13 protein-coding genes and 1 tRNA gene are annotated in these 14,282 nt (G+C 33.1%); 3 read left to right on the forward strand and 11 right to left on the reverse strand.

From position 1 onward, the window contains the following. Positions 1–89: 89 nt before the first annotated feature. Positions 90–1,139, reverse strand: a complete 1,050-nt coding sequence (pdxA, locus tag AC3ITQ_RS03500; protein ID WP_489236830.1) for a 4-hydroxythreonine-4-phosphate dehydrogenase PdxA — start codon at positions 1,137–1,139, stop codon at positions 90–92. Between the two features lie 57 nt (positions 1,140–1,196). Between pdxA and AC3ITQ_RS03505 the strand changes: the two genes are divergently transcribed. Beyond that, positions 1,197–1,787, forward strand: coding sequence for a riboflavin synthase (locus AC3ITQ_RS03505; RefSeq protein ID WP_489236831.1), 591 nt, complete (start codon positions 1,197–1,199; stop codon positions 1,785–1,787). 33 nt (positions 1,788–1,820) lie between these two features. On the opposite strand, the gene AC3ITQ_RS03510 is transcribed toward AC3ITQ_RS03505, so the two are convergent. From AC3ITQ_RS03510 to AC3ITQ_RS03530, 5 genes are all read right to left on the reverse strand, one after another. Further along, positions 1,821–2,075: a hypothetical protein gene (locus tag AC3ITQ_RS03510; protein WP_489236832.1), complete on the reverse strand. Its 255-nt coding sequence runs from the start codon at positions 2,073–2,075 to the stop codon at positions 1,821–1,823. Between the two features lie 184 nt (positions 2,076–2,259). After that, positions 2,260–2,333, reverse strand: a tRNA-Ile gene (locus tag AC3ITQ_RS03515). Positions 2,334–2,480: 147 nt separating this feature from the next. Then, a complete protein-coding gene (mce, locus tag AC3ITQ_RS03520; RefSeq protein ID WP_489236833.1) occupies positions 2,481–2,885 on the reverse strand; it encodes a methylmalonyl-CoA epimerase in 405 nt (134 codons plus the stop codon). Between the two features lie 37 nt (positions 2,886–2,922). Further along, positions 2,923–5,277, reverse strand: coding sequence for a hypothetical protein (locus AC3ITQ_RS03525; protein ID WP_489236834.1), 2,355 nt, complete (start codon positions 5,275–5,277; stop codon positions 2,923–2,925). After that, a complete protein-coding gene (locus AC3ITQ_RS03530) occupies positions 5,237–6,241 on the reverse strand; it encodes a hypothetical protein (protein WP_489236835.1) in 1,005 nt (334 codons plus the stop codon). Before AC3ITQ_RS03530 ends, AC3ITQ_RS03525 begins: the two co-directional genes overlap by 41 nt. Before the next feature lie 173 nt (positions 6,242–6,414). On the opposite strand from AC3ITQ_RS03530, the gene AC3ITQ_RS03535 reads away from it, so the two are divergent. After that, positions 6,415–8,103 (forward strand): Ig-like domain-containing domain, encoded by a 1,689-nt coding sequence (locus AC3ITQ_RS03535; protein ID WP_489236836.1) that lies wholly within the window; start codon positions 6,415–6,417, stop codon positions 8,101–8,103. Between the two features lie 24 nt (positions 8,104–8,127). Next, positions 8,128–8,565: a cytochrome c oxidase assembly factor Coa1 family protein gene (locus tag AC3ITQ_RS03540; protein WP_489236837.1), complete on the forward strand. Its 438-nt coding sequence runs from the start codon at positions 8,128–8,130 to the stop codon at positions 8,563–8,565. On the opposite strand, the gene AC3ITQ_RS03545 is transcribed toward AC3ITQ_RS03540, so the two are convergent. The 5 genes from AC3ITQ_RS03545 to AC3ITQ_RS03565 form a co-directional block, all read right to left on the reverse strand. Then, positions 8,562–9,329 carry a nitrilase family protein gene (locus AC3ITQ_RS03545; RefSeq protein ID WP_489236838.1) on the reverse strand — a complete coding sequence of 256 codons (768 nt, stop codon included), beginning with the start codon at positions 9,327–9,329 and terminating at the stop codon, positions 8,562–8,564. The two genes, AC3ITQ_RS03540 and AC3ITQ_RS03545, sit on opposite strands and share 4 nt — an antisense overlap. A gap of 21 nt (positions 9,330–9,350) precedes the next feature. Beyond that, positions 9,351–10,124: a DeoR/GlpR family DNA-binding transcription regulator gene (locus tag AC3ITQ_RS03550; protein ID WP_489236839.1), complete on the reverse strand. Its 774-nt coding sequence runs from the start codon at positions 10,122–10,124 to the stop codon at positions 9,351–9,353. A 158-nt stretch (positions 10,125–10,282) separates the two neighbouring features. Next, positions 10,283–11,320, reverse strand: a complete 1,038-nt coding sequence (locus AC3ITQ_RS03555; protein WP_489236840.1) for a hypothetical protein — start codon at positions 11,318–11,320, stop codon at positions 10,283–10,285. A 116-nt stretch (positions 11,321–11,436) separates the two neighbouring features. Beyond that, the gene (locus AC3ITQ_RS03560) at positions 11,437–12,183 is read right to left on the reverse strand and encodes a succinate dehydrogenase/fumarate reductase iron-sulfur subunit (RefSeq protein WP_489236841.1); all 747 of its coding nucleotides are present in this window, start codon (positions 12,181–12,183) and stop codon (positions 11,437–11,439) included. 91 nt (positions 12,184–12,274) lie between these two features. Continuing rightward, the gene (locus AC3ITQ_RS03565) at positions 12,275–14,275 is read right to left on the reverse strand and encodes a fumarate reductase/succinate dehydrogenase flavoprotein subunit (RefSeq protein ID WP_489236842.1); all 2,001 of its coding nucleotides are present in this window, start codon (positions 14,273–14,275) and stop codon (positions 12,275–12,277) included. Positions 14,276–14,282: the final 7 nt, after the last annotated feature.

Below are 14,282 nucleotides of genomic sequence, written 5' to 3' on the forward strand. Positions count from 1 at the left end.
CAATTCATATCTAAAACTCAGATACCTGAATTGGGGTGCAAAGATATAAAATTATTATAAAACTAATAATCTTATTCACCTTTTTTTGTTTATAACTGTTTTTCTTTTATTTTAAGAGGTTTTTGGCTAATCTCCTCATACTGATTACGCGAACGAAAAATATCAATCGCAAGATAAACTGCCTCCTTGAATGAATTATAATCTGCCATGTCTTTTCCAGCAATATCGTAGGCTGTACCGTGATCTGGCGATGTTCTTACTCTGTTTAAACCAGCCGTATAATTTACTCCTTTACCAAAAGATAATGTTTTAAACGGAATCAATCCCTGGTCGTGATACGTTGCTACAATAGCATCATATTTTTCATATTGACCACTTCCAAAGAAACCATCAGCAGGGAAAGGACCAAAAACCATCGTTCCGGCATCAAATATTTTCTTTAAAGCTGGTTTTAAAACCAAATCATCTTCTTTTCCAATCACTCCACCATCACCAGCATGCGGATTTAATCCTAAAACAGCAATTTTTGGCTTTACAATACTAAAATCCTGAATCAAAGATTTTCTTACCGTTTCGATTTTTCTTGTGATAAGCTCTTCTGTCAAATGAGATGAAACTTCATTTAACGGAACATGATCTGTCAGTAAACCAACTCTCAAATTATCCTGAACCATCATCATCAAGGCATTACCTTCCAATTCCTGATCTAAATAATCTGTATGTCCCGGAAATTTAAACTCTTCTGACTGAATATTATATTTATTAATTGGAGCCGTAACCAAAACATCAATTGTTCCTTCTTTCAACGCCTTAGTGGCAGCCACGAAAGATTTTATGGCATATTCTCCAATTTTCTCATCGTTAGTCCCTAAATTAATATCAACTCCTTCTTTCCAGAGATTAAAAACATTCACCTTACCCGGCAAAACCTGATCTAACTTATCAACTCCGTGAAACTGAATGGTAGAAGTCATGCTCTTTTTAACGAAAGAAAGTATTTTGGCATTTGCAAAAATAACCGGCGTGCACATTTCTAACATGCGAGAATCTTCGAATGTTTTAAGTATAACTTCGCTTCCAATACCGTTTAAATCTCCAACTGAAATTCCAACAATTATATTTTCTGCTTTTTTATTCATGAGCTCAGATTATTTATTACTAATTTTGATGTGCAAATTTAGTAAAATAAAACAACAATGTTTACAGGAATTATAGAAACCCTTGGAAGGATTCACGAAATACAAAAAGACCAAAATAATCTTCACATCACAGTCGACTCTTCTATTACAAACGAATTAAAGATTGACCAAAGCGTTTCTCATAACGGAATCTGCTTAACGGTTGTCGCTGTAAAAGATTCACTTTATACCGTAACCGCTATTGAAGAAACAATCTTAAAAACAAATATTGGAGATTGGAAAACGGGCGATATTGTTAATCTGGAAAGAGGAATGAAGCTAGGCGATCGTCTTGACGGACATATTGTACAAGGCCATGTTGACCAAACCGGAACCTGTATTAAAATTGAAGAAGCGAACGGAAGCTGGAACTACACTTTTGAATACGACAAAAACCTTAACAACATCACTATTGAGAAAGGCTCAATTACAGTGAATGGCGTTAGCTTAACGGTTGTAAATTCTAAAGAAAATGAATTTAGTGTATCCATTATACCTTATACTTTTGAAAACACTAATTTCAAAAATTTTAAAGTTGGCACTAAAATAAATTTAGAGTTTGATGTTGTAGGGAAATACATTTCAAGACTTTATTCTATCAACAAATAAATCCAAAAAATAGTTACAAAAAAAGCTTCAGTTTTACACTGAAGCTTTTTTTATTTTATCTTTATAAATCATCACAATTCCCAAAGCAAGTCCTGCCACTACAAGATAAATAAGATCCTGATCGATTGGCATACCTGGAAGCTGCTGCCTATTAGTTGAACCACCACCTCTAGCCGTCTTAGACGTCTGCTCCGGCGGTTGCGGAAGCGGGTTATCTTCAGCAAAAACAGCTGATATATTAACCACAACTAAAAAAAATGCAAAAAAAATAGTTTTATTGATTTTCATAAGTTTAACATGCTAATAATTAGCACCGTATTTATAATTAGACTTGGGGTCATTTATAGAAATTTCTCACAAAAAACAAGTTTTTTGCTACAATTCTGAAGCAAATGTATAAGTTTTTCTTAAAATTACAACTTTAATCATAAAAAAAAGCCTCATAAAAAATTTATGAAGCTTTTTTACTACGTGGTCCCACCTGGGCTCGAACCAGGGACCACCTGATTATGAGTCAGGTGCTCTAACCAGCTGAGCTATAGGACCGGTTTGAGGATGCAATATTACTACTATTTTTTATTCACTGCAAATATTTTAAGATATGATTTCTATTTAATTTCAAATTACAACCTCACTATTTCTAAACGCAATTGATTTTCAATGTATTATTTCTTAATAAGTAAATAAGATTTTTTACTTTATTTCCTGACAAAGCTCAACCAAAACCCCATTTGTGTTTTTTGGGTGTAAAAAAACCACCAATTTATTATCAGCACCTTTCTTCGGAACTTCATTTATCAATACAAAACCTTCACTTTTTAAACGGTCTATTTCGGAGTAGATATCTTCCACATCAAAAGCGATGTGATGAATTCCTTCTCCTTTTTTTTCTAAAAACTTCGCAATTGGACTTTCTGGATTAGTAGCCATTAGAAGCTCTATCTTATTTGTTCCTGTTTGAAAAAAAGATGTCAATACTCCTTCACTTGCTACTTCTTCTTCTTTATAAGACGGAACTCCCAGTAATTTTTCGAATAATACATTGGCATCATTAATATTTTTAACTGCGATCCCTATATGTTCAATTTTATTTACCATCTCTTTTAATTATTATAATACAAATATAAACTATAGCTTATTGATTAATGTACGTTTTAAAATAACCACACTCAGCAATAACATCCTGATAATATTTAGTATCAGAATAATCCTTTTTTAAAGCTTTGAATCCAGTCCAGGCGATAAAATTAATTTTATCATCTTCAACACTCCACCAATTGGTCACATTATTATACTTTTTATTATAGTAATCATTGCGCTCGCATTTTGCCAATAAATAAATACATTTTGCCTTTTGCTCTTTTGTAGTTGCCGCTTCAAATGCTTTTTGATAGTACATCTTAGACACGTCACAATTGGTAATCATCTTTTTCATTGAATCCCTAAAGGAGTACGGGCTTGAACCGTAACCTACTATACTAATCTCATAAAAAGTTCTTCCGTTTCCAAAATGGGTGATATTATAAAACGCATTTCCAAGTAACAAACTATTCGTATAAACATCCTCTTTTTGAGCTAATTTGTCCTGCATTGTCTTTATAGTATTCAAAAATTCAATTTGAGAATATTTCTTCTTCTGATACGCCGCATGTTCACAATCATGGCAATCCTTAATATTTCCATTGAACGGATTTCCTAAGAAATTATGATATTGAACAGAATCTGTTTCTTTAATAAAAGCAATTGCTTCAGGAATTTTATTTTTGAAAGTAGCCTGAACAGCCTGAAAATTATTAATATCTTTTAATTTCAAACTATATATTCCGGCTCCTATTTTTTCTATTTCTGTTTTATCCGACTTAGTTAAAAAGGCTTTCATCGCTAAAAGATTTTTTTCATTATCATAAAAAGCATTTCCGTCATTCCAATAACTGTAACGAGATTCTCCAAATATCTCAGTCATCACCGGGTTCTCAGATGCTTTATATAGTGTCGCTAAATAACTTCTGCTCCATGAGGAAGCGTTCTGATAACGAAACTCCTGTCCTTTATATGTTTTAGGAAGCTCTTGATACAACCAATTCAGATCCGCTAAAATTGTTCTCTCATTAGCATTGGTCAGCTTATCAATTTTACTCATGTTATTTACAAAACGAAGCAGTCTCAACTGATATTTCGCCAGTTCTGTTTTTGGCATTATTTTCTCTGTCTTGTCAAAATTACTATCAGCATTTGCGTACTCTCCTTTTAGTGTCTGCAAATATCCTAAAGCAATATTCCACAAATAAGGCTTTTCAGTGTTTGATGCAATGGTAATTTTCGAAACTAAATCAAAAGCCTTTTTATCAATCTTACTTTTGTTTAATTCTTTGGTTTCAGCAACAGTAAGCTTTTTTGCCGGTACATTTTCCTTCGCACTTTCTTCAAAAGAATTATTGATATCCTGCTCTTGTTTATTCACCAATCGGGTAAGTAAATAATTCAGATGCTCACTTTTAGGGTCTAATTCATAAATCTTTTCAATAGCTTGTGTTTCATCTTTGTAATAACCATGAATCGCCCAAAGTGCAGCTTTCTCTTTATTATCTTTTGCCATCACCAAAGACTTATTCCAGTCCGTTTCATTTTGCGGATGAAAACTATAAGCCGTCACAACTCTCATTTCAGGACATTTGTCAAAAACCTGAGCATATAAATAATTGGATTCTGAATATTTTTTCTGCTGATATTTGATTCCAGCCACATAAGAAAGTGCACGATAATACAATGTATTTTTAGGAACTGATTTTTCAGTTTTATTAAAAAATTCAACTGTTTTTGATTTATTGCTACTATAAAAATAAGCTTTGACCGTTAGAAACCAATATCTGTTTTTCAAGAAAGCGTCTGATGTCGTGTTATAAACATTCTCAATAGACTGAATCATTTTTAAATCATTGAAAGTCTTCGCTACCACAGGATCATAACTCCAATAATCCTCATTGATAGAAACCGTTTCAATTTTTTGTGCCAAATACAAAAATTCGATAAAACTCTTAATTTTATCGTCTTTTAAATTTAATTTCTTTCCCCATTTTAGAGAAGCTGCACTTGCTTTTTTAGTCTTAAAAAATACGTGAAGATCTGTAATCTCCGCTTTATTTTTCGCAGCTTTAGCTTCATCAGAATATCTTGGCGTAAGATCTCCAATTAAAAAATATCTTACGGTTGCTGTATCTACATTTGCTTTCAAATAAGTATTCCAGTCTGATTTTAAATCTTCATTGAATCTTGAATTGTGTTGTGTATCAAAACCAATTCCGTAAAAAACATCTCCTGACAAAAAAAGCGGAGAATACGATTTATCCGTAAAGGTTTCAGGAGTAAAATTTGAATTATAACCGAAGAAATCCCAGTCGTCTCCACCCCCACAAGCGTAAATTATTCCGTAAACAGTAAATAAGGCTACACTAGAAACAAGAAACAACTTGCTCAAAAATATTCTTTTCATAATTTTTTAAATTGAATTCATCTAAATCGTAAAATATAATTTCCTTTGGAGTGTTTGCCACATTTTCACTCAACTCCTCTCCCATTGTTTTTAAATCTTCAGCAGAAATTGCTTCAATCTTCAGGACATCGCCTTCCTCATAAAAAAATCCATTTTTGTAATTTGACTTTTTTACTTTAAAAAACAAAGTATTAAGCTGTTCAAAATTTTTGTCTTTTTTTAACTCAGCCACATTCAGCTTAGATCGCAGGCCAATCACCTTTTGGTTTCTGATATGAATTGCCCACGAATAAATGGGTAACGCAATATCAAGATGCAATGGATATTTTTTCAGGCTCTTGAGATATCTTCCTGCAATTTCATGATCATAAATAGAATTTACAGAATCGGGAGCAATTGTCCCCATATTATAATACATCAAAACACCTGAATCAACATTCGGAATTTTAGTCTTTTTAAAATACTTAACCTGATGTAATCGAATTGTCGCCGAGAGTTTTTTCTGCGAAAGTTTCTTAAATCGTTCTATGAACTTCAAATAATTTTCTTTGCTTCCGAGTGTCCAGTCACAATCAATTTGAATTTCGATGCAATTGATTCTGTTTTTGACATTAATCTGATCTACTAAATAAAGTGTTTTCTCAGCCAGATCATCAATATCAATATTTGATTTTAAAAGGACTTTATTTTGAATAAAAACCACTGGAACAATATCAAATTTATTGATGTTTTCCTGAAAATGTATTGGACTAACAGGAATTGGTTCTGTAGTTTTGGGATTCAAACCGATATCAAAATACCGAATATAAAGTTTCTTAACATTATTATCTTTTAAAACTTCTTTTTCCGTTGGTGATAATCTAAAAACCGTTTTCCAATAATAGAAAGCAATAATTGGCTTATCATTTTTACTACAGGCGGTTAGTAAAAAAACGAAGAAAATCAGAAAAGACTTTTTAATCAAAACGAAGAGAAATTATATTTTGGATCTCAAAAGTAAGAAATTATACTAAATTACCCGTTCTCAATTTAAGAAATACGAAAAAACTTAAATGCTCTAAATCCTAATAAATAGATAAAAAATTTCGCTTAAAGCAAATATAATCGTTATTTTGTGCAATCAAATTCAAAACTGTTATGTTGAAAAACAACTTTAAATATATTCCCTTTTTACTGATATTTTTAACGATGAGCTGTGCCAAAAGAGGAAGTATCACAGGAGGATTAAAAGACACGCTGGCTCCCGTTTTAAAATACAGCACACCTAAAAATTTCAGCACTGATTTTAAGGCTAAAGAGATTGTTTTGACATTTGATGAATATGTAAAACTTAAAAATACCAATAAGCAGTTGATCATTTCGCCGCCAATGAAGCAACAACCGATCATTTTGCCAACTACTGCAAGTAAAGAAATTACCATAAAAATTTTAGATACTTTACAGCCCAACACTACTTACAGTATGAATTTTGGTCAAAGTATTGCAGATAACAACGAAGGAAATGCATACAATCAATTCAAATATGTTTTCTCTACCGGATCTTATATCGACTCCCTTTCAATAGGCGGAAGAATAAAAGATGCGTACGAGAAAAATGCCGATAATTTTGTTTCGGTAATGCTTTATGACGTGAATGACAAATTTAAAGACTCTGTTGTTTACAAAGAATTTCCAAGATATATTACAAACACATTAGATAGTTTACGAACTTTTAAATTAGAGAATTTAAAAGCCGGAAAGTATCTTTTAGTCGCTTTAAAAGACAAAGGAAGCAACAATAAATTTAATCCGAAAGATGACAAAATAGGTTTCATAAAACATTACATTACAGTACCAAATGATACTCTTTTTGAATTAGAGCTTTTTAAGGAATCACAACCTTTAAAGGCCCTAAAGCCAATACAAGCTTCAGGAAACCGATTATTCCTTCCGTACGACAGTAAACAGGATTTCACCAATTCTAAACCTAAAGTAGTTCTTAAAAACAATGGTGAAATTTTAGAATCTATTGTAACCAGATTTCCTAAAAAGGATTCTTTGCAGGTATGGTACAAGCCCATAAAAGTCGATTCTTTATCAATGGAAATCAGCAGTGAGAATTACGATAAGAAATTCACCTTTAAAATTAAAGACCAGAAAAAAGACACACTGAATATTACTGCTAAGCAAAGTGGCGTTCTTAATTTTAGAGACCGTTTTACATTAGAAACGGCGACTCCTTTGGTTAAATTTGACAAATCAAAGATTAATTTAATCAATAAAGATTCGGTTGCAGTCGACTTTACTACCGAATATGATGAATTCGACCAAAAGCTCTATGTTGATTTCAAGAAAGAACCTTTACAAAAATACAAGTTCACCTTTTTACCAGGCGCTTTAACCGATTTTTTCGATAAGTCAAATGACACTTTATCGTACAAATTAACTACTAAAGAATATGCTGATTATGGTAATTTAATTTTGAATTTAAAGAATGTAAAACGTTTCCCTATTATTGTTGAAATGACCAATAAAAAAGGAGATGCGGTTCTTGCGAGTCAGTATTCTGAAGGAGAAACCAAACTCACATTTGATTTACTTGAACCTAGTTCATTTACACTCAGAATAACCTACGACGACAATAAAAATAAAATCTACGATTCAGGGAATTTCCTAAAGAAAACCTATGCCGAAGAAGTGTTTTATTATCAAAAAGAAGTTGATGTCCGAACAAATTGGGATGTCGACGAAACGGTTGATATGAGCATTCCTTATAACCCGGAACTGGAGAAAAAAGAAGACGCCAAAAAGAAAAAAGAACAAGCAAAGAAGAGTAAAGCCTTTTAAACTTTAACCTGAATCCAATTAAAAATGGAAAATGAATTAGTTGAAAAGGAAAGCTGGCTTAAACGAAATTGGAAATGGTCAATTCCCTCAACTATTTTAATTATTTCTATTTTTGGATTTTTTCTGACTTCAAATTCTCCCGAAGGTATAAGTGATATTGTTCAGGCATATAATGACAATTTACTTTATGAAAAAGCTATTGAAAGGGCCAATTCCAACAAAAGAATAGTACAGTCCATCGGAATAATTCAGCCAATTGATAAATTAGCCCTTTTAGAAGGAAATGCCGTCTATTCAAATAACAACAATTCAGTTTCATTATCTTTTAGAATTAAAGGCACTAAGGGAAATGGTAAATTAGATATTTCTGCCGATAAAATTGGAACGGTATGGAAATACAAGCAAATTATTCTTCGAAATAAAAATTCTAAAGAAGAAATTTTCGTCCTAAAGGAGTTTTAAATATTCACTTCAAAAACATCTTTATCACTCAGAAAATCAAGTTTTTTTCTTGTTTCCAACATTATGTCTTTATCTAATTCTACAACAAAAACTCCCTCTGTTTCTTGTGGTTCCAATACATAATTACCTAAAAAATCAACTACCTGTGAATGTCCAATATGCTCATAATTATTAGCATCCAGACCAATTCTATTAACTCCAACTACATAACTTAGGTTTTCAACAGCCCGTGCTTTCAATAAAATATCCCAGGCATTGGCGCGCACTTTTGGCCAATTGGCGACATACAAAATAAGGTCGTAACTCTCGACATTTCGCACAAAAACCGGAAATCTTAAATCATAACAAACCTGCAGGCAAATTTTCCAGCCTAAATAATCAACGATTACTTTTTCTTTTCCGCTTGTATACGTTTGATCTTCGCCAGCAAGAGAGAATAAATGGCGTTTATCATAAAGCCTTATTTCCCCTGACGGAAAAACGAACAGCATTCGGTTATAAAATTGATCCTTTTCAACAATAATTAAACTTCCGGCAAGAGCACACTTTCTTTGCTTAGCAACACACTGCATCCATAGAACGGTTTCGCCTTGCATAGTTTCAGCAACTTCAGAAGCATTCATCGTAAATCCTGTCGAAAACATTTCCGGCAAAACAATAAGATTTACCTCCGAATCGATTTGATTTATCTTCGATTCAAAATTTTTCCTGTTTTCAGATGGATCTTCCCAAGAAAGATCAGATTGAATTAGTGCGATTTTCATATTGTACTTTTTAGCCTGAAATCAAATTAAAACTAAGTTCGGAAAGGCCTTACTATAAGCTTGTAATTTTTTATTCTTCGGATCAACTTCAGTAACTATATAATCAACTTCTGATAAGCCTGCAATTTTCATTTTTAAAACTGTATTCAACTTTTCTGTAATAGTAATAATTGCTGTTTTTTTAGACGCCTGAATCATAGCTTTTTTAACCTGTACGGTTTCCCAATCAGAATCGGAATAACCACCTTCAACATCTAAAGCATTGGTTCCTAAAATCAATAAATCTGCTTTGATATTAGCCAATTGGTGATATACTTCACCACTTACACACATCTGACTATACGAAGATATGCTTCCTCCAATCATGATAACTTTAATGTTTGGTTTGTCCAGAAGCTGAACAGCCGTAACAACAGTAATAGTAAAAATGGTAAGATTTAAATCGTTTGGAATTAATCGGATAAACTCTCTAATCGTAGTTCCGCCGTCCAGCAATAACACCATACCATCATGTAGCAAACTAACCGCTTTCTGAGCAATTATCTGTTTGGACTCAATTTCATAAGTTTGATTAGAAGACGCGTAATGATATCCTTTTGTCATCGCACCACCTTTGACCTTAATCAGCAAAGATTCTGTCTCTAATTCGTTAATATCACGCCTTACCGTATCTTCCGAAACTCCCAGCTTAGCAGATAAGGTTTCAAAACTTACCCGCGTGTGCAGATTAATCTCTTTTATGATGTGATTTTTTCGTTCTTCCTTGGTATAATTTACTAATTCATTGTCGTTCATTTCAATCCTTTTTTAGCAAAAACAAATGTAATCAATTATTATTTTATCAGTATGTAAAGCAAAAAGGAGGTACAGAAACAAGTCTAAGTTATTTAACAATTAAAACAAAAACGCATCAGCTAGTTATGTCTGATGCGTTTTATATATATTAAGATAAATTACTTTGCCTCTACTGCCTTATTAATTTTTTTAAAATCATCATCTTTTAAATTGTAAGTCATTGCACCATAAAAGTAATAAATTGGCTCCCCAGTCCTTCCATTAACGATTTGCAAATATTTATTAGCATTCATACTAACGTATCTTAAATAGTATATTTCCTCATTATTTAAAATTTTACTTTCCAGATCTTTATCTTTTATAAACTGGAATTTATATTTATAATCTTCGAAAAGTTTCTTAATATCTTTCTCATCTCTGATTTTCTCCGAAAATCTCCACGAATCGTATTCCATTAAATAAGCTTCTGGAATATATAAATCAGAATCTTTTAGCTTTTTTATTTCTGGAGTAACAAAATCATCATAAAGTCCACAATGCTCATTTTTATTTAATATCCTATTAACCTCCTGAAAATAATTCTTCAGCATTCCTAAATTTGTGTTTGTAAAACTTTGTTCTGTATACATTTGAAGATAAAGGTCATTCATTTTTTCATCTGGAAACTTCATTCTCATTAAATCTATAGATCCCAAAGCATCTCTTAAAAATTTATTAGTAGCACAAAGTGGTATTCTAGCTATATATGAAGAATTTTCATTCAGAATACTTCTTAATTTTTCATCAAACTTTTTATCATCAGTTTTAAGTTTTTCAAATGTCTTATAAAACTCTTTTTTATCTAAAACTTTTATTGAAAGATTTGTATGAAAATACATAGTTCCTTTTGAACTTCTTAAGATGTCTCCAAAAATTTCTGCAAATGAATAATCGCCATTGATGAAATCCAATCGATTAAATTCCTTGAAATCAATAACTTTATAAGGTGTAACCGTCCAAACTTCTTTTAAAATTTCTTCGTATTCTTCTTTTTTATAAATATTTGGCAATACAAATATCGTAGTAGTCTTTTTAAAATCTTCTAGCTCTCCGTTTTCAAATTCTTCATTTTCCCCTCTATAAGAAGGTGTTACAGCAACCTGTGAATAATTTTTCGAGCTTAAAATGAGCAACACAATAAGTAAAATTCTTTTCATTTAATGGTTTTGTTTAGGAATTAAATATAGGATATTTATTAAAATAAATTATTACATATAAAAAACGCATTCAACTTAATGAATGCGTTTTTTATATGTAAAACTATTTCTTAAAATTATCCTTTTAAACTTGCAGCTAAATACTCACGGTTCATACGTGCAATATTTTCAAGAGAAATTCCTTTAGGACATTCTACTTCACAAGCTCCAGTATTGGTACAGTTACCAAAACCTTCTAAATCCATTTGGTGAACCATGTTTAATACACGATCAGTAGCCTCAACCTGACCTTGCGGTAACAAAGCAAACTGAGAAACTTTCGCACCAACGAACAACATTGCTGATGAGTTTTTACAAGTTGCAACACAAGCTCCACAACCAATACAAGCAGCAGCATCAAATGATTTGTCTGCGTCGTCTTTGTTAATTGGAATTGTATTTGCATCGATTGTATTTCCAGAAGTATTTACTGAGATAAATCCTCCTGCGTGTTGAATTCTGTCGAAAGAACTTCTGTCAACAACTAAATCTTTAATTACCGGGAAAGCTTTTGCTCTAAATGGCTCGATAAAAATCGTATCACCATCTTTAAACATACGCATGTGCAATTGACAAGTTGTTACTCCTCTGTCTGGTCCGTGTGCTTCTCCGTTGATGAATAATGAACACATTCCGCAGATTCCTTCACGACAATCGTGGTCAAATGCTACTGGCTCTTCTCCTTTGTTGATTAATTGCTCGTTAAGAACATCAAGCATTTCAAGGAAAGACATATCTGGTTCGATTCCGTCGATTGGGTAATCAACAATTCCCCCTTTATCTTGGGCGTTTTTCTGACGCCATATTTTTAATGTAAGTTTCATACTGTTTTAGTTTGAAGGTCATAAAGCCGAAAGTCGAAAGTCGCTTGACATTTGCCATTAGACTTTAAGACTTTTGTCTTTTGACTAATTGCTATTTGTAACTACGCTGTACTAATTTAATGTTTTCGTAAACTAGAGGCTCTTTGTGTAATACGGCATCACTTGGTTTTCCTTTGTATTCCCAAGCTGCAACGTATGCAAAGTTTTCGTCATCACGAAGTGCTTCTCCTTCTTCAGTTTGGTATTCTTCACGGAAGTGACCTCCACAAGATTCATTACGGTGCAATGCATCTTTTGCGAACAATTCTCCTAACTCTAAGAAATCGGCAACACGAGTCGCTTTCTCTAATTCCTGATTAAATTCGTTAGCGCTTCCAGGAACTTTTACATCTTTATAAAACTCTTCACGTAGAGCGGCAATTTCTTCGATAGCTTCCGTTAAACCTTTAGCGTTACGAGCCATACCTACTTTATCCCACATGATTTTTCCTAATTTCTTGTGGAAATAATCTACAGAATGAGTTCCTTTATTATTGATAAATCTGTCGATTTGATCTTTTACAGCTTTCTCTGCTTCTACGAATTCTGGTAAATCTGTAGAAATTTCTCCCATTTTAATATCCGGAGCTAAATAATCTCCAATAGTATAAGGAAGTACGAAATATCCATCAGCTAAACCTTGCATCAGAGCAGAAGCTCCAAGTCTGTTTGCTCCGTGATCAGAGAAGTTAGATTCTCCAATTGAGAAACATCCAGGAATTGTAGTCATTAAGTTATAATCAACCCAAGTTCCACCCATTGTGTAGTGAACCGCAGGGTAAATCATCATTGGTGTTGTATAAGGATCTTCGTCAACGATTTTGTAATACATCTGGAATAAGTTCCCGTATTTACTTTTCACGATTGCAGCTCCTAGTTTAGTTACCAAAGCAGCATCTTTATCATCTAAACCTTTTACATAAGCATCTTCAGTTCCGTAACGTTTAATTGCTGCTGCGAAATCTAAGTAAACTGCTTCACCTGTTTTGTTAACTCCAAAACCAGCATCACATCTTTCTTTAGCTGCACGAGACGCAACGTCACGTGGTACTAAGTTACCAAAAGCCGGGTATCTTCTTTCTAGGAAATAATCTCTTTCCGCTTCAGATAAATCTGTTGCTTTTTTCTTTCCTTCACGAATAGCCTGAGCATCTTCTAATTTTGCAGGAACCCAAATACGACCATCATTACGTAACGATTCAGACATCAAAGTCAATTTTGACTGGTGATCTCCAGAAACCGGAATACAGGTTGGGTGAATTTGTGTGTAACAAGGATTTGCGAAAAACGCTCCTTTTTTATGAATTTTCCAAGCTGCTGTTGCGTTACTTCCCATAGCGTTTGTTGACAAGAAAAATACGTTTCCGTATCCTCCAGAACCAACTACTACTGCATGAGCAGAATGTCTTTCTATTTCTCCTGTAATCAAGTTACGAGCGATAATACCTCTTGCTTTTCCGTTTACGATTACGATGTCAAGCATCTCGTGACGGTTGTACATTTTTACTTTACCACGACCAATCTGACGGTTCATTGCAGAATAAGCTCCTAACAATAATTGTTGTCCGGTTTGTCCTTGTGCGTAAAAAGTACGAGAAACCAAAGTTCCTCCAAAAGAACGGTTATCTAAAAGTCCGCCATATTCACGAGCCAATGGCACCCCTTGAGCAACACACTGGTCAATAATATTTGCCGAAACTTCAGCCAAACGATGAACGTTTGCCTCACGTGCACGGTAGTCACCCCCTTTTACAGTATCGTAAAACAATCTGTAAACTGAGTCACCGTCACCTTTATAATTCTTTGCTGCATTGATTCCCCCTTGTGCTGCAATAGAGTGCGCACGTCTTGGTGAATCCTGAAAGCAAAATGCTTTTACGTTATATCCTAACTCAGCCAAAGTAGCTGCTGCAGAACCTCCAGCTAAACCTGTACCAACAATGATAATATCTAAATTACGCTTGTTAGCAGGGTTTACTAAATTAATATGATCTTTATAATTTGTCCATTTGTCCGAAATAGGACCATTTGGAATTTTTGAATCTAATGCCATTATAATT

This window comes from Flavobacterium sp. KH_001, from assembly GCF_057840745.1.